This is a genomic window from Paenibacillus sp. FSL R7-0331, assembly GCF_000758645.1.
GTDB classification, from domain to species: Bacteria; Bacillota; Bacilli; order Paenibacillales; family Paenibacillaceae; genus Paenibacillus_AQ; species Paenibacillus_AQ camerounensis.
This window is the reverse complement of sequence record NZ_CP009284.1, coordinates 6772648-6788952: the sequence shown is the minus strand read 5'-3', so window position 1 is coordinate 6788952 and position 16305 is coordinate 6772648. Positions and strand designations below refer to the sequence as shown.

At 51.5% G+C, this 16305-nt stretch carries 18 protein-coding genes; 12 read left to right on the top strand and 6 right to left on the bottom strand.

Going from position 1 to position 16305, the window contains the following annotated elements; translation table 11 throughout:
* Positions 1-11: 11 nt before the first annotated feature.
* The 3 genes from R70331_RS29565 (at position 12) to R70331_RS29555 (ending at position 3431) form a co-directional block, all read left to right on the top strand.
* Positions 12-1601, top strand: coding sequence for an ABC transporter substrate-binding protein (locus tag R70331_RS29565; RefSeq protein ID WP_042181731.1), 1590 nt, complete (start codon positions 12-14; stop codon positions 1599-1601).
* A gap of 442 nt (positions 1602-2043) precedes the next feature.
* Positions 2044-2508 (top strand): hypothetical protein, encoded by a 465-nt coding sequence (locus R70331_RS29560; RefSeq protein WP_156131217.1) that lies wholly within the window; start codon positions 2044-2046, stop codon positions 2506-2508.
* Positions 2509-2534: 26 nt separating this feature from the next.
* Positions 2535-3431, top strand: coding sequence for an alpha/beta fold hydrolase (locus R70331_RS29555; RefSeq protein WP_042181728.1), 897 nt, complete (start codon positions 2535-2537; stop codon positions 3429-3431).
* Here the strand turns inward: R70331_RS29555 and R70331_RS29550 are convergent.
* Positions 3428-4006, bottom strand: a complete 579-nt coding sequence (locus tag R70331_RS29550; RefSeq protein ID WP_042181726.1) for a class I SAM-dependent methyltransferase — start codon at positions 4004-4006, stop codon at positions 3428-3430. The two genes, R70331_RS29555 and R70331_RS29550, sit on opposite strands and share 4 nt — an antisense overlap.
* A 225-nt stretch (positions 4007-4231) precedes the next feature.
* Between R70331_RS29550 and R70331_RS29545 the strand changes: the two genes are divergently transcribed.
* From R70331_RS29545 to R70331_RS29535, 3 genes are all read left to right on the top strand, one after another.
* Complete coding sequence (locus tag R70331_RS29545; RefSeq protein ID WP_042181724.1) at positions 4232-4810, top strand: sigma-70 family RNA polymerase sigma factor; 579 nt, start codon at positions 4232-4234, stop codon at positions 4808-4810.
* Positions 4800-5774, top strand: coding sequence for a hypothetical protein (locus tag R70331_RS29540; RefSeq protein WP_042181722.1), 975 nt, complete (start codon positions 4800-4802; stop codon positions 5772-5774). The genes R70331_RS29545 and R70331_RS29540 overlap by 11 nt, the downstream gene beginning before the upstream one ends.
* A gap of 87 nt (positions 5775-5861) precedes the next feature.
* A complete protein-coding gene (locus R70331_RS29535; protein WP_042181720.1) occupies positions 5862-6701 on the top strand; it encodes a hypothetical protein in 840 nt (279 codons plus the stop codon).
* 93 nt (positions 6702-6794) lie between these two features.
* Here R70331_RS29535 and R70331_RS29530 read toward each other — a convergent pair whose 3' ends face one another.
* On the bottom strand, positions 6795-7349 hold the full coding sequence (locus tag R70331_RS29530; protein ID WP_052419271.1) for a MerR family transcriptional regulator: 555 nt from the start codon (positions 7347-7349) through the stop codon (positions 6795-6797).
* Between the two features lie 323 nt (positions 7350-7672).
* Positions 7673-8383, bottom strand: a complete 711-nt coding sequence (locus tag R70331_RS29525) for an SDR family NAD(P)-dependent oxidoreductase (RefSeq protein WP_042181718.1) — start codon at positions 8381-8383, stop codon at positions 7673-7675.
* 100 nt (positions 8384-8483) lie between these two features.
* Here R70331_RS29525 and R70331_RS29520 point away from each other — a divergent pair, with 100 nt between their 5' ends.
* Both R70331_RS29520 and R70331_RS29515 read left to right on the top strand, forming a co-directional pair.
* A complete protein-coding gene (locus R70331_RS29520; RefSeq protein WP_042181716.1) occupies positions 8484-8843 on the top strand; it encodes a MerR family transcriptional regulator in 360 nt (119 codons plus the stop codon).
* 166 nt (positions 8844-9009) lie between these two features.
* Complete coding sequence (locus R70331_RS29515; RefSeq protein ID WP_042181714.1) at positions 9010-9846, top strand: methyl-accepting chemotaxis protein; 837 nt, start codon at positions 9010-9012, stop codon at positions 9844-9846.
* 68 nt (positions 9847-9914) lie between these two features.
* Here R70331_RS29515 and R70331_RS29510 read toward each other — a convergent pair whose 3' ends face one another.
* Positions 9915-11534, bottom strand: a complete 1620-nt coding sequence (locus tag R70331_RS29510; protein WP_042181712.1) for a copper amine oxidase N-terminal domain-containing protein — start codon at positions 11532-11534, stop codon at positions 9915-9917.
* Between the two features lie 150 nt (positions 11535-11684).
* On the opposite strand from R70331_RS29510, the gene R70331_RS29505 reads away from it, so the two are divergent.
* The 3 genes from R70331_RS29505 to R70331_RS29495 are packed head-to-tail and all read left to right on the top strand — an operon-like array spanning position 11685 to position 14230.
* Positions 11685-12266, top strand: coding sequence for an RNA polymerase sigma factor (locus tag R70331_RS29505; protein WP_042181710.1), 582 nt, complete (start codon positions 11685-11687; stop codon positions 12264-12266).
* Entirely contained in the window at positions 12259-13062 is an 804-nt protein-coding gene (locus R70331_RS29500; RefSeq protein ID WP_042181708.1) for an anti-sigma factor, read from the top strand. The genes R70331_RS29505 and R70331_RS29500 overlap by 8 nt, the downstream gene beginning before the upstream one ends.
* A gap of 34 nt (positions 13063-13096) precedes the next feature.
* Complete coding sequence (locus R70331_RS29495; protein ID WP_042181706.1) at positions 13097-14230, top strand: GDSL-type esterase/lipase family protein; 1134 nt, start codon at positions 13097-13099, stop codon at positions 14228-14230.
* A gap of 69 nt (positions 14231-14299) precedes the next feature.
* Here R70331_RS29495 and R70331_RS29490 read toward each other — a convergent pair whose 3' ends face one another.
* A complete protein-coding gene (locus R70331_RS29490) occupies positions 14300-15079 on the bottom strand; it encodes a sporulation protein (RefSeq protein ID WP_042181704.1) in 780 nt (259 codons plus the stop codon).
* Between the two features lie 78 nt (positions 15080-15157).
* Positions 15158-15616: a VOC family protein gene (locus R70331_RS29485; RefSeq protein ID WP_042181702.1), complete on the bottom strand. Its 459-nt coding sequence runs from the start codon at positions 15614-15616 to the stop codon at positions 15158-15160.
* A gap of 155 nt (positions 15617-15771) precedes the next feature.
* Here R70331_RS29485 and R70331_RS29480 point away from each other — a divergent pair, with 155 nt between their 5' ends.
* Entirely contained in the window at positions 15772-16206 is a 435-nt protein-coding gene (locus R70331_RS29480) for an Lrp/AsnC family transcriptional regulator (RefSeq protein WP_042181700.1), read from the top strand.
* Positions 16207-16305 lie beyond the last annotated feature (99 nt).

Genomic DNA, 16305 nt, shown 5'->3' with positions numbered 1-16305 from the left:
GAAGGCTTGAGATGCTGAAAAGAAATAGAATGATGCTGCTGGCGCTCGTTTTAACCTTCGTTACAATTCTAAGTGCGTGCGGCGGAGGCAATAACAATGCCAATGCACCGGCTGAGCCTACTAATAATGCATCAGAGGCAGGCGGCAGCACGGATACAGGGACTGCAACAGATCCTGCAGCTTCGGGTACTATCGACACTTCTAAAGAAGTGAAGCTGAAAATGATTTTTGTCGGCCCTAAGCCGGTCGATTATGACAGCGTGTTCGCAGAAATCAATAAAGTGCTGAAGGAAAAAATTAATGCCACAATCGATGGCGAGTTCCTGGACTGGTCTGACTGGGCACAGAAATATCCGCTGAAGCTGGCGGCGAACGAGGATTTCGACCTGATCTATTCGGCGAACTGGGCCGGCTACAATGACCAGTCTCTGAAGGGCGGCTTCCTGGAGCTGACCGACGAGCTGCTGAACAAGTACATGCCGGAGACAATGAAGGTTATGCCGCAGGTAAGCTGGGATCAGGCCAAGGTGAACGGCAAGCTGTACATGGTTCCGCAGAACAGAGGAGAGTCTGTTGAAAAGCTGATTCTTTACCGCGAAGATCTGCGCAAAAAGTACAATCTGCCTGAGATCAACAGCCCTGAGGCCTATGCGACTTACCTGAAAACTATTGCCCAGAACGAAAAGGGCGTTGCCCCGTTCACTCCGGAAACCGGAGACTGGAAATATCATAACCTGGACCGCGTTCTGCTGAAGCAGCAGAATGAATGGAACATGTTCGATCTCGACCTGCCTTTCGCCTTCAAGCTGGATGATCCGACAGGTAAAGTATTTAACGTCTATGAAACACCTGAATTCAAGGATCTGCTGGTGTACTACAAGGATCTCGCCGACAATAACGCCTGGTCCAAGAACGTGCTGAACAGCAAAAACGATCATCAGGCTGACTTCAAAGCAGGAAAAACGGCTTCGATTACGCACAACAACGGTACGCTGGGTGCCCTGATGGCCCTGATGCGCCAGGAAAATTCACCTTACGAAGTAGCACTGGCCGACATCAACCAAGGCAAGAAAAAATCGATCGCTATCTCGACACAGAACGGTACATCCATCCATGCGACCTCCAAAAATGTGGAGCGCTCCTTGATGATGATCGACCTGATGCAAAATGATAAACAGCTTCACGACCTGATCATGTACGGAATCAACGGCGTGCACTACGAGCCGGTAGGCGACAACAAATACAAAGCACTTGAGAAGAACCCGAACTATACCGGCTTCTCCAACTGGAACTTCAACTCGCCGCTGAACCGCGACAATGAAGCATTCCCGCAGGAAGCTTCCGATCTGGTTAACAGCTGGGAATCCAGTGTGTACCACTATGATCTGGAAACCTTCGTGTTTGACAACAGCAAAGTGAAGACAGAAATCGCCAACGTCGGCAACGTGATGCTGCGCTACGCCATTCCGCTGGAATACGGCGTAATCGAAGACATCGACAAAGGTCTGGCTGAACTGAACAAGCAGCTGCAATCCGCGGGTCTTGAGAAGATCCAGACCGAGCTGCAGGCACAGATTGATGCATTCCTGGCGAACAAGTAATAGAGTGTTTGTAAAAGAGCAGGGCAGCGTTCTCCCTTTATTGGGGGACGCTGCTCTTCTTTTTTGTGCGGAGGGAGGATGGAGCAGGTGTAGCAAACGTAGCAAACGTCCCGCTCACCGTAAACGGAGCATTTATAGCAGCTGCAGCACACTGGACGCTCTAACGGACCCAGGAGGCGTTATTTGCCGATTTTCCGGCGTTTGGAGATTCTAACGGACTCAGATGACGCTATTTAGTCGAAAATGCGCTGGTGCGGATGAGTTCGGAGCTAATAACGCCGCTGGAGTCCGTTAAACCCGCCGGTGGACTGAAATGGCAAGAATAAGGTCTGCTGAGTCCGTTAGGATGTCTTGGCGGGGAGGTAGATTGCGATTACAATGAATCCAGAAAGTTTGTAATATTTTAGGAGTTCAATTTATTTTGTTCGCTGGGGGGAAAGCCATGTTTAACCGACAGACCGATTATGATTTTAGAATATATTCATCCGATAGAGCATCATACATCACCTTTTATCTTAAACAGTACATGCATGAACGGTTACCCAGTTTGGCTTGTAGTATTGAGGTTGTAAATAACAAGTTTACTGGTTGTAGTCTTAATGTCTGGTTCGAGCTGGAGCAGCTTCAGCGTTTTGTTCATGAGCTGGAACACTTGGATACGTTAGAGCAAGCAGACCTAAATGCAATGTCGCCGGAGGAGTTGAAGATCTCGGTTAAGCGTACGAATAAAAAGGGTGACGTTGCGATCCTGCATTCACTTACCAAGTACCAATATAGCTTAGGCTTGCCTGACATAACCCTGTCCGGCAGGTTCATGTTTGACAAGGAGTACAATATGGATTTGGTTGAGAATTTTAAGCGGATAATCTCTGTGGGAAGGTTAAGCAGGGATATGAACTTTATTTGATAAAGGCATTGGAAGGGAGGTTTGTTATGGAAACTACATTCAAAATCCGCGGTAAACGCCTGTATGTAGAGATTCACGGTGACGCAGCGGCTCCGCCATTGTTGTATCTGCATGGGGGACCGGGAGAAGGATGTTATGAATTCATGCTGCATCAGTCTCAGCGCCTATCAGGCCAACTCCGCCTAATTGGCATTGACCAGCGGGGAGTATGGCGTTCTGAGGAGATCGGAGAGAGTGAGCCGTTAGCGCTGGAGGATTTGGTAGAGGACTGTGAGCAGCTGCGTAAAGAGCTGGGGATTGCAAAATGGTCTGTTCTGGGCCATTCTTTTGGCGGATTATTGGGGGTCCGGTATGCCGGCAAGTATCCAGACTCGGTAGAGAGCCTGATTCTGGAGGGTCCTTCTTTAGATTTGCCAAAATCACTTCAGAGCTGGCTGCGCAAGGCAGCAGGCTTGTACGAGTCACTCGGTAAATCAGAGCAGGCACAAGCCTGTCTCGCAGCAGCAGGAGATAATCGGCCGCCGCTTGAGCTGTTACACTCTTTTTTCGAGTTAGGCCAAGGTTTGGGTGAACTGAGAATGAAGGTATACACGCCGAATGACGGCAACAATTATACAGAGATGCAGTATTCAGACAGTGAGACAGAGGAGTTTGGAAGGCGCAGTTATATACATTTGTCCAAGCTAATGGAAGAGGGCCGGATGTTCGATCCGGTGCTTCCCATGCTTAAAGAGCTCACGGTTGCCGTTCTTCTGATCAAAGGCAGGCATGATCCGATTACCTGTGAAGAACAGACCCGGACTTTTGTTGAATATACACGGAATGGAACTTTGAAAATATATGAGGAATGTGGACATCTGCCGCATTTTGAAGCGCCTGACCGGTTTGCGGCAGATGTCATTCGATTTGTAACCCTTCCCTAATACCGGTACACATACACCTTAGTCCGCAGGCGGTCCTTACAGGTAATAACACGCACAGGCTGCCTGTCCGGCAAGGCAAAACAGACGCTAATCACCGTCGCGCCTTGCGGCAGCTGCTGCCTGAACTTCTCTGCCAGACGCACCATTGCTCCCGGAAACAGGTAACAGAGCACGATGTCGGCATTCCTGTAAGAGTAGTTATAAATATCCCCTCGCTTAAAAATAACCCGTTTGCGAAGCCCCTCCCCGGCACCCTTTTCCGGCAGCAAGCGGGCATAGAGTAAGGTGAACAGCCTGGAGAACCCTAGGGGAATCCCGGAATTTTCAATTCCGGTCAGCCGCTTCCCGGGACAATGGCGGATAACCTCCAGCCCCAGCGTTCCCCAGCCGGAACCGGCTTCAACAATATTGCTGTAGCCCCGAATCCGCTGCACCTCTGCAATCACCGCCAGCCGGACAAGCCCTGAGGCGGGCATCGGCGAGATCCCGTTCTTCCAGCTTATGAGTACAATCCAAAGTACGGATAGCAGGAGGACAAATGTGATTATCCAGGGAATGATTTCGATAACAGGCATAGGGGCTCCCTTCGGGCTTGATTGCAGCAAGCAGACTTATGATAATGGCTATGGACGTCCAGCCGTTTAGAACTTACTCCATTATAAGATAACATATGCGGAGTTGAATACCCGACGTCCAGTTCGCTGAGTCCGCATGAGCAGCAATAAATATCCTCCCCCTTTGAACCTTTTTAACCCCAGCGGGCCAATATCCGTTGTAACGCCTGAATGGAGGCCGGTCCTATGAAGGATTTAGATTTACACCCATGGCTTATCCGGATGAGCCAGGGCGAGGAAGAAGCGTTTCAGGTTGTGTATGAAGCTACAAGGGATCATGCGTACCGCTTCATCAGCTACCTTGCGCCCCGCCAGCAGGATGCGGGAGATATTATGAGCGAGGTATATCTTGAGCTGTACAGAAGCGTGCATACGTATGATCCGCAGCAGAACTTTGGCGCATGGTTCAGCGGCCTGATGATCAGGCAGGTGCGGAACTGGAAGCGGAGGGAGTGGCGTCTGTTCCGGATCACGGAAAAGCTGAAGCTCAGCACCGGCAGGTCTGCAGACCCGGCGGCTGAACGCCAGTTCACTGCTTTGGACGACCAGCTGGAACTGCTTCCGCTGCTCCAGACGCTGCCGCTTAAGCTCAGGGAGGTTATCGTGCTCCGCTATTATCAGGATTGTCCGCTGACGGAAATTGCCGTGCTGCTGGAGGTTCCGTTAGGCACCGTAAAATCGAGGCATCATCATGCGCTTAAGCAGTTACGCCGCCGGTTCGCTGAGCAGGGTATGGAAAAGGAGGGTGATGGCTTTGTCTATTGAGCAGCAGCTGACAGAGGAATTCAAGCACGATTCCCGGAGAAGTCCTTCCGGCCTGGATAACCGGATCACGGCGGAATACAGGCAGCAGGTGATGCAGCAAAGGGGAGTCTCATTTATGTCCAGGAAAAGAAAAAAGTCTGTATACCTCTTAACTGCTCTTATTGTAGTAATGCTGTGCGGCTTTGGTTATGCCGGCAGCAGACTGCTGTATTCCTATGAAGGCAAGCTGTCCGTCAGTAACCGGACGGAGCAGCAGCTGCAGTTCAAGCAGGAGGATGTGGTGAAAATCCGCGGTGAGCTGGAAAAGGTAAAAGCACAGCTAGTACCCGGGGAATCGGCGGTCGTATATCTTCGTGATTTTGATCTTACTATTGGCGAGACATCGATTATTTATGGTATCAATAACCCGGTGAAGGTACCGGTAGAGGAATGGAGAACGCTGCTTCAGCAGCAGGGAGTACAGGAAAAGCTGCCTGATACCCTGCTTGGAGCCTACAGCCTGGAAGAAGGCATGGAGGCATCCCCTTTTCAAGTCGCTTTAGGGATTGGCGCCAGCTCCATTTTCGATGAGCTGAAGACTGAAGGTACAGCTTCAGGAAGTGAGATGCTGTGGCGCCTCACTGACACAGCCAATGATTTTATGGATACCTACACTTCAGTCTACCGGAATGCATCCCATGATACGATCTACGTTACCTGGCAAATCGCCGGGGAAGATGTGAGTCCTGCTATCCTCCAGCTAAGCCCGCCCGGGATAACCGCTGAAGATGCCGCGATCGGCGGACTGACTGCACATTATCTCAAGAATGACCAGTCGCTGTTCGGGCAGAGCAGTATCCACCAGGATGTGACCTGGATTAGCGAAGCCGGGGATCAGGGGATTGCCTATCATGTACAGACTGATTCTGCAGCGGTGACGAAAGAGCAGCTGATTGAGGCAGCTGAGAGTTTAGTGCAGAAGTAATATAATGAAAGCTTGGACCCCAATGATGGGGTTCAGGCTCTTTTTTTAATTTAATACAACCAAATTCATATAAAAAGGATGTGCATTATGAATCAGGCAGAGCAGCTTCATACCCTTGCAAGGCGTTACTGCATGATTATGTCCCGGTATTGGGGGAGAACCTATTCACGGCTGATGAATGCCGGCAAGGACAGGACAGAAGAAGGGGGCTACACGTTAGAGGCGGAAACGCTGTTCCCCCGTTATTTAGTGCTGGATGCAATCCTTGCTGAGCTTGAAGAGTCTGACGGAACAGAATTTGCCGCTGAGGAAGAAGCGCATAAGAACATCCTATCGGCTGTCTGGAACGCCCAGAGCTTGTTTACCGAGAATAAAGAGGGGATATTTCAGCAGACTGCGGCGGCTGAGCGGCAAGCATTAGCGGATTATTTGGATAAAAAAGCTGCAGCGGGGATAGTCCACGTATCTAGGCTGCCTTACCGGCGCACCTTGTCAGAGGTAGAGCGGACCTTACTGTGGGAGGACCTGAGGGAAAAGTGGGGTATCAGTGATTTGTGGTACCCGCTCTCTGATGCCAAGACGGCGGACATAGAAGCTTTTATGGAAGACTATTTTGCGGCAGAGGTGGGGATTGAGGCACTAAAGGCAATATTAAGTGCCCAAGGGATAAGGCGGATTTTCGAGCTGCGAGAGTTCGATCATTCACCGGAGTATCAGCTTGGTATAGAAGGATTTAACCCGGCCTACACAATCAACGGCGAGGGCTACTGGTTTTCTGCTGACATGGACTGGGTCATCTACGCTTCGCATGAAAATTCGATCACGATAGCGGGTGAGTGGCTGTTAGACGGGATAAAAAAGATCTGGCCGGGCTGGGAAGAACGCCGTTGGCTGGATTGGCAGGAACGTCTGCGTCGCGGGCTCTGATAGGTGGCAGATCAGCCACAGTTAGGGAAACGTACTACTGGAGTAAAATAAAAGCCTGAGCCCGGCAATGCCGTCGGACCCAGACCCGTACGCCTACAGCGAGAAAAAAGTGCGCAGCAGCCCGCGCTTCTTGGGCGGGGTTTTGAGCTTCATGGCGGCAAGGGGATGCAGCTCCTCATAGGCCGCGGCTGCCTGAAGCCGCGGCTGCTGCATGCTTTCAATCGATACAGCGAGCTGCTGAATCAGCCGGCGCAGCTCCTCAAGCTCCTGGCGCTGCTGAAGCAGCTGCACGGAGACGACCTCGTCGGCCTTCTGGTCTAGCGAGCGCTCAATACGGACGAGCCTGGACCAGACCTCCTGCATAGGGGGCTCCGTTACGGGTAATGGCCGGATAATAGGCCCCGGCTCTGCCTGTGACTGGCTTTCCGCCTGCAGTTGATTCTCGGCCAGCGTAATGCTATCCAGCGATTCCCCCTGCTCAAGCCGTTCTTTAATGGATCTAAGCAGGCTGACTTCCTGCGTGGTGAATATATAATGACCGAACCGGTCCTTGGGAAAGCTGGCAGGGAACATCGCGGCCCAGCGTTTGATCGTGGTCTGGCTGACGGACAATTGCTCTGCAGCTTCCTTTGTTTTAAACATTTCCATTTTCCATTCCTCCGCTTCGGTATTTGGTGATATACCTATTCGCTCCCCATAAGCGACTCCCTGCACGGGTGACAAAGGTGGTGCCGGTTCGCTAAACAAAGTGGTATTGCGAGCAAAGCCGAGATTAGCGGCGCCTTATGATTCTACATAAAGCGGCCGGATTTTGCTTTTTTCTTAATATAATCAGTCCTCGATCTTCACCAGAGCAGCATTACAGGCGATCCGCTCCAGCAGCTCCACCAATTCAGCCACACTGCTGAAAACGGCAGTACAAAGACCGGAAAAGCAAAAGCTTCCCCGGTCTTTCAGCCATTTATATGATTTTACCAGGCGTAAATTCCGTTCACATCCAGAAACTCCCCGTTATGCCGCTTGCCGTCGGTGGCGTAGCCGGCAATAATGGCTGCCCCTGCTTCCTTGGACTTGCCGCCCTCGGCGTTGTGATTCAGGTCGGTCTTCGTAAATCCGGGGGTGACGGCGAATACCTGAGCGCTGGTGTCTCTTAGCTCTATAGCCATGGCGGTGGTCATTGCGTTGCTGGCTGTTTTGGAGGCATTATAGTCGAAGCAGTTCAGCGGATATTCCGTATGCTGCATGAACTGCAGGGAAGCCATGTCGGTCGATACGTTAATGATCGTTCCTTCATTCTGTTTAATTAGCGGCAGCAGCAGCAGGTTTAAGCGGAAGGTACCGAAGAAGTTCACCTCAAAGGCCTGCCGCAGATCCTCCTCACGGGTAGTGCTAAAGGAGCTGGAGAAGGCCCCCGGCATACCGGCATTGTTAATCAGGAGCGTCAGATCAGCGTAAGCCGATTGAATCGTAGCGGCAGCCTGTGCGATACTGTCTGGATTCGTCATATCCAGCTGCAACAGCTCCACATCCAGCCCCTGGCCGGTTAATTCGGCAACTGCCGCCTCTCCCCGTTCCGTACTGCGTGATCCGAGCACTACCTTCCATCCCGTTGCGCCAAGCTGTCTGGCGGTTTCGAATCCGATTCCTTTGTTCGCACCTGTTACCAAAGCTGTTTTCGTCATTATTATCCTTCTTTCTGTTAAGGGGTATCTATCTATAATTTGAAGCTTAATATGCTACACTAAGTGTAGGTCAACAATGAATTTTCGGGAGGCAGGCAGCATGTTTACAATAGGACAGATTGCTAAAAGGGTAGGGCTGAACATCGGGGCGATCCGCTTTTATGAACGTAAGGGGCTATTGGAGCCGGCGGTACGCAATGAACAGAATAACCGGCTGTATAGTGAAGAGGATATCGGCTGGCTGGAGTTCCTGAAATGTCTGCGGGAAACGGGGATGAGTGTGGAGGAGATTAAGCGGTACTACGATATGGTTAAGACCGGAACATCAACCCTGCCGGAGAGGACCCGGATGATTGAGGAGCAGAAGCAGGTGCTGCTGGATGATATCGAGAAAAAGAAGGAGCAGCTCGTTCATCTGGAGCATAAGCTGGAGCGTTATTACCGCGGAGAGAACTATTAAAAATCCTTAATTTCCTAGTAAATCAAGTTGAAGTACTTACTTTTATACACTTTCTTTAAATTATAATATTAATATTTAAAATATATAATCAATGACTATTCTTTTGCCGATATAACTATCCTTACATCAAATACAGACCTCAAATGGATAGGGAGCTGCAAGCATCATGAATATCTTAGAAAGCGTATTGAAGGCATTGCCGTTTTTTACCCAGACCTTACGTGAAAAAGTGAACCTTGTCGTGTATGACCGGACCAAGGTTCTTTATTTTGTACAGACCCGGGGCTTTGAGCTGGAGCAAAAGGTCGGTGATCCGCTGATTCCGCAGTTCCAGAATTTTGGAGCCTTGACGAACGGGCGAGAGCCGAGCCTCGTACATATTAGCGCTGAATTATACGGCTTTCCTATAGATGTCATCAACATTCCGATTGTCGATGACAGCAACGAAGTGGTGGCGGTGCTCTGTGCTACCTATGACCAGAGTAACCAGCACCAGCTTAACGCTGTTGTAGACGATAATCAGCATATCTCGAACGAGCTTACCGATATGGTACAGCACGTAGCTGCACATGCCGAGGAGCTTCAGGCGACCAGCGAGCAGATTCTGCAGAACAGCAGGCTGGCGGTTGAAAATGCGGGTAAGGTTACCAAGGTATCCGGCCTGATCCGCGAAATCTCCGAACAGACCAACCTGCTGGGTCTGAATGCCGCAATTGAAGCGGCGCGTGTAGGTGAGGCGGGAGCCGGCTTCGGAGTAGTAGCAACTGAGGTGCGTAAGCTTTCTGTTCATTCCAGAGAGGCGACATCAGGCATCGAGGCGGCTCTGAAGGAAGTCCAGGAGTCTATCGGCAAAATGGAGTACGAAATCAGCCAGATATCCGCATCGGCGGCAGAACAGGCTTCCCTGGTTGAAGCTTTTACCCAGGTGATTGAGCGTCTGCATCTGTCCAGTGAGAAAATGCTGGGTGTGTCGGGCAATCTGATTGAATACTCGGTGGAATAAGGAAGCTTATAAGCAGTAAAAGGCCATCCCGACACGGGATGGCCCTTCTTTTAGCTAAATCTAATTCATTAATGGCTGTGCTCCGTCGCCGCTGTTGTTGCGGCCATTGCTTTTGTCAGCGTAACCGTTCCATCAGCCGGAGTATAATTCACCTTCCAGCCGAGCAGCTCGGCGATGAACCGGACCGGAACCTGCACGCGGCCGCTGTCCAGGAAGACCGGGGCTCCGATGTTCTTACGCTCTCCGTTCAGCTCCATGTAGGACTGTCCGGCCCAGAACACCGCGGTATTGTCACCGTCCATGATCCAGAGTGTTTTCTTGGCATTATCCCAGGTAACCTTGACGCCGATGGCTTCACCAAGGTAACGCAGCGGAATGAAGAGACTGCCGTTTTTCATAACCGGAGTAACATCCATCTGGCTGGTCGTACCGTTAACCGTTACGGCTTTGCTGCCTTTTTTCATTGAAATAGTTGTCATTTCTCCGGCGGCAGCTGAAGTCACTCCGTGGAACTTGTCCGGGAATTGGGCAACAATGCCGCCAGTCAGCTCGCTTGCGGTCATGAACATATGGGAATAGGCAGTACGCTCAAGGCTGTAAGCATTGGCATAATCTTTATTTACATAGCTATTAAAGGTATCAAGCAGGTGGCCGATATGCATTTTCAGGCCTTCAGCAATGGCTGCTGTTTCGAAATAGGCCGGATTTGCTGTATTGAAAAATACGGCCTGCTTCATCCGGTAATCCTCCAGTGCGGCAACAGCCTGTCCGCGTCCGGCTTCGTCTTTAGCGGCTGTAGCTTTTACATAGTCTACAAAATATCCGATATGGGAAGACCAGATCGGCTTGAAGGCGTCACCGGCTGCTGTGCCGTATACGGAGGCAATCGCTGCAGACAGGTCATTCGTATTGCTGTTCAGGGCAGCCGCTGCTGCGGTAAAGTCCGGAGCACCGTCGATTCCTTTTTGCATGGCGAGTGCAGCCAGTGTGGCATGCTCACCCAGCAATTGTCCCAGTCCTGCGCGCAGGTCAATACCCGGTGATGTTGTGGTGCCTGCAGGGAACTTGGCAGGGAACTGGGCCTGAATGCCGGCAGCCAGTGATTTGGCTGTCATGAACATATGTGCATAGGCAGTCCGTGTATCCTCGTAGGCAGCCGTATAATCTTTATTAACATAGCTGTTGAAGGCGTCCAGCAGATGGGTGATATGCATTTTCAGCCCGTCTGCAAGGGCAGCCGTTTCAAAATAGCCCGGGTTGGCATTGTGGAAGAATTCCGCCTGCTTCATCCGGTAGCCCTCTAGTTCGGCAACCGCCTTCTGCCGTCCGGTCTCATCTCTGGCAGCGGTCGCTTTCACATAGTCTACAAAATATCCGATATGGGAGGACCAGATTGGCTTAAATGCCTCGCCGGCGGCACTGCCGTATACCGAAGCAATCGCGGCGGACAGGTCATCTGTGTTCTTGCCGAGTGCGGCTGCGGCATCATTGAAATCTGCAGCACCGTCGTAGCCCTTTTGCATCGCAATTACGGCCAGCAGGGCATGCTCACCCAGCAGCTCACCAAGAGCCGTCTGCAATTCCGGTGCAGCACCATTCGTATCCACCTCGTGGGCATTTGCAAGTGCGGGTATAAATAAACTCAGGCAAAGCATTAAGATGGCCAGCTTACTGTGCAGCTTTTTCATTTGTGTTCACTCCTTCATTCAAAGTTGAGCCGCTAATCAAAAGCGGTTATACTCAGTGGAACGTAAGTAATCTGAAGTTGGATCACTTTTTAGAATATAAATTTTAAAATACTATATATCCAACTACGCTGGGGAAATGGGGGGGAACAATTGAACGAAGTCGCTGACGACGTACAATTAATGCAGCTGATCAGGCAAAAGGACCCGGATGCCCTCGAAAAGCTCTATGACCGGTACGAGCAGATGATTTACAGCTTTGCCTACCGGATTGTGAAGGACTCAATGGCCGCCGAGGAAGTCATGCAGGAATTATTTATGCGAATCTGGAAAAATGCGGAGCAGTATGACTCTACTAAGGGCAAGCTGCCGACCTGGATGTTTACGGTTACACGCAATATTGCGATTGACCTGCTGCGCAAGACAAATACACGGCCTGCGCAGCAGTCCGCAGATTCGGAGGAAGTACAGCAGCTCCGTGACACCGGGGCAATGACTGAGGATATGGTGGAAATGCTGCTGGCGGGGGAACAGGTAAGAGAAGCCTTGCTGGAGCTGAGCAGGGATCAGCAGCAGGTGGTGGATCTTATTTATTATCAGGGCCTTACGCAGCAAGAGGCAGCTTATCATGTGGCTGTTCCGCTGGGTACAGTTAAGAGCAGGGTAAGGCTGGCTATGAGGCAGCTGCAGAAGCGGTTAATCCATTGGGGAAGGAGGGATCAGGCTCATGACTGAGGAGAATACAGATTTGTGTGAATGGGCTGAATTGTATGCGCTGGGCGCACTTCAGGATGATGAAATGGAGCGGTTCGAGGTTCATTTACAGGAATGCCCTGAATGTGAGAAACTGGTAAAAGAATACCGCCAGGTAATTGAGCTGCTTCCTCTTGCTTCTGAGCCTGCTCTACCGCCTTCAGGCATGAAGAAACGTATTTTGTCCCGGGTAACCGAAGCGGAGGCTACGGTGCAGAAGGCTCCGAATCCTGTAAGCGTGATGCCGGAACCTGTCCGGACAGAGCGGGAAACTACAGTGAAGACTGTACCTGTACCCCGCAAGAAGCCGCTCCAGCGTTATCTGAGCGCAGGGCTTGCAGCAGCGGTTGTCGGACTGCTCATCTATACAGGCCAGCTGCGCCAGGATATCGGTCAGCTGCAGCGCCAGGCAGATGTCAGCGCTGGGCCGCTTCAGGAAACCAAGGTGAATGAAGCGGTTGTGCTCAGTCCGTCGGCAGTGGAAGCTGCTTCCAAAGGACTGGCAACCATTATTGCTGACACCGGCGGTACGCATCTTGTCGTACAAGCGGAGGGTCTGCCGGAGCTTACAGGAACCGAAGTCTACCAGGTATGGCTGATTAAAGGGGATGTTCCACAGAACGCGGGCACCTTCGTAGCCCAGGGAGGCAACGGCGCACTGTACTATACCTTTGAGCCGCAGCAATACGATACGGTTGCCATCACACTGGAGCCGGATGCAGGCGGAGAAACACCAAGAGGACAGATTGTACTGGCGGCACCAATCAAGCAAGGCTAGTTAAGCTTGGGAGAAAGCCGGGAGGAACGTAAGAATGGAAGAGAACGGAAAGCTGCAAGCCGCAGCCTTGTCTGAGGTTGCACATCTCAAGGTTCACGGCAGAACAACAGGGAGCCTGTCCCCCCTGACGCTGTTCTGGACTGGCAGCGCAGTTGAATTTAACATCAGGGGATCAGAGCTGTGGATTGAGGTCGAGGCTGATTATAATCAGCACGAGCCTTGGATCAGCATGCTGATCAACAACGTTCCTGTCAGCAGACAGATGATTACTGCAGGCAGACGCTGGATCTGTGTATTCCGGGGAATGAACGGGAATGCTGTGAAAAATGTCCGGATCGTCAGGGAGCTGCAGGCCATGAGCGATGATCCGGGATGTCTGCTGCAGATACATGCTGTTAAGTCCGGCGGGGAATTTCTGCCGGTCGCGGATAAAGCGCTGAAGCTTGAATTCATCGGGGACAGCATTACCTCAGGTGAAGGGGTTGTCGGCGCCAAGCCGGAGGAGGACTGGATTCCGGTGTGGTTCAGCGCAACTGTCAACTATACAGCAATGACAGCTGAGGCGCTGGATGCAGACTATCGCGTTATTTCACAGAGCGGCTGGGGTGTGCTGACCAGCTGGGATAACAATCCAAGCCGTAATATTCCCCAGTATTACAGCCAGGTATGCGGTCTGCTGGGCGGAGAGCGCAATGAGGCGCTTGGCGCGCTGCAGATCAATGATTTTGAGGCCTGGCAGCCGGATGCAGTGGTCATCAATCTGGGCACCAATGACGGGGGCGCCTTCTATTCACCGGAATGGAATGATCCGCTCAGCGGCAAGGCCTATAAGCAGCGGCTTAACGAAGATGGCTCCTTTAATGAGCATGATCTGGAGGCTTTCGAGAGGGCGGCAGAAGCCTTTCTTGTGAAGCTCAGATACTACAATCCGCAGGCTCAGCTGGTTTGGGCGTACGGCATGCTAGGGACTCCGATGATGCCGGCAATCTGCCGTGCAGTGGACAGCTATGTAAGCAGATCAGGAGACAAGAGAGCGTCTGTCTTTCAACTGCCTGATATGACCCCGGAAAGCGCCGGCGCACGAAGCCATCCGGGGAGATTAGCCCACGAGCACGCGGCTCAGGCGTTAAGCGGTTATCTGCAAAATATTCTGCGCCCTGGATATTGAGGGTGCGTGCATAGAAAAGCGGCTGGGCGGATTAATGATCCGTCCAGCCGCTTTTCTGTACTAATGCCGTTATGCGTATTTGTTGATCGTCGCGAGCAGCTGATCGGCAACATGGCCGGTGCCTGCTGCCAGGTGAGCACGGTCCAGGCGCAGCCGCACGAATTTCTCATCGGCATCAAGCGCTTCAGCCAACAGCCCGGATAAGCCGCGCGCCTTGCGGTCGATCTGCAGGAGCAGCTCAACGCCCTGCTCATCCGGATAGAACATGATTTCCAGCTCATCCAGCCGGCCGCGGAACTGGCTGGAAGGCTGGAATTCAAATTCCTGGACGAAGGGGAGTCCGTTTCTTTTGCCGTAATAAGGAGCGTGTTCACAGCTGACCTCGCGGAGCCGGAAGCCGAGCTGGGCTGCAGCATCCAGGACAAGTGCCGAATGCGGATGAGGCAGCACCTGGAGATAATCCTCGTCCTTCGGGTCGACAGCTTCTTTGATATCAAGTCCGGTATGAATCCATACCGGAGTTTTGCCCATGGTCACAGGTGTTACGGGCGGAAGCTGGAAGGATACCGGGAACTCATAGACCTGCTCCGCTTCCACGGTGAAGCCGGAGGCCAGCAGGAACTTGGCAATGGTAGCCTCTACATGGCTCTTGGAATCGTTATGCTCCTTCACGTAACGGGTCTTGACGAAGGCATACACATCATCCACCTTCTGATCCACACGTCCGCCCTGGATGCGGACAATACCGCTGAGTGTATCCCCGGCTTTTACTACATCCTGATGAAGCATGAGATTTACTTCAGCGGCGCCGATTCCGGCGCTTGCGAGCATTCTTTTGAACATGGACATGCTGTGAATCTCCTCCTTATCGGTAATAACTCTGATACGGAGGGATCCTCTGCCTGGTTTCAGGTGCAGCTCCAAAAATTATAAGTGCTCTGCAGACACATCAAAATCCACTTCCTCTATAAACTCGATCACCTCGCCGTTGGGGCTGTGAATGACTGCGTTTTTTACGGTCAGCGGCGGTTCTCCGAGTGCTAACGTGCCGGGTTCGACAAAGGTCTTTGCTCCATGAGCAAGGGCTTTTTGGTAGATTTCTTCGACATCATCCACGTAAAAGGCGAGGTGGAGGATAGCTCCGTGTGCGACCTCCTCATCAGAGGCTGCTTTTTTGCCTTGGGCGGGGATTGCGGCATTATTATCAAAGACCTCAATACAGGTTCTCCGGTCGGGGGATACCAGCATGGAAGCATCTTCAATCATAAAGGCCGGCAGACTCCAGTGATGTCCGACCTTAAAGCCGAGCACTTCGGTGTAGAAGGCAATCGTTGCCTGATAATTGTTGGCCTGGATAGCTACATGGGACAGTCCTTTTACGCCCATAGGGAACATCTCCTTTCTTAATTGCCTTTATTATAGAGATCATCAATAGAGAGTTATATGAGGAAAACGAGGATTTTAACGTGTTGTGCTAATATAAAATAAGGGTATTAAGCCGGTTTGCCTTACTATTTATATTTTGCTTAACGGAGGTTTCTATGGAGCTATTATTCGATGAGATTGATCTCAAAATTATGCGGCTGCTGCAGCAAAATTCCCGGATGCCGATATCGCAGATCAGCAGAGAAGTATCAATGTCACAGCCGTCCGTTAAAGAACGGATGCTGAAGCTGGAGGAACGGAACATTATTTCAGGGTATACAGCTGTATTTAACCTGCAGGCGATGGACCGGGGGACAACCACTTTTATTTTGCTGAAAACGGAATTTTGCCAGGAGCTTGTTGAGTTCTGCAGAGGAGCGAAGGAGGTAACTGATCTATACCGTATCAGCGGAGAATATAATTATCTGCTCCAGGTGCGCACAGCATCCATTGCCGAGCTGGCTGAATTTCAGGACTCGCTGGTCAGGCTCGGGCCGTCCAAATCCCATATCAGCATGAAAAATATAATGGAGCACAGGGTGATGCTGTAGGGAGGGTCTTTACTACCGGCAGCACGCTGTTTCCGGATGGGGACTATCTGTGCGCTGAGATTCGGGGCCATATCATAGACAAAGAGGCTGGTCCCGTGA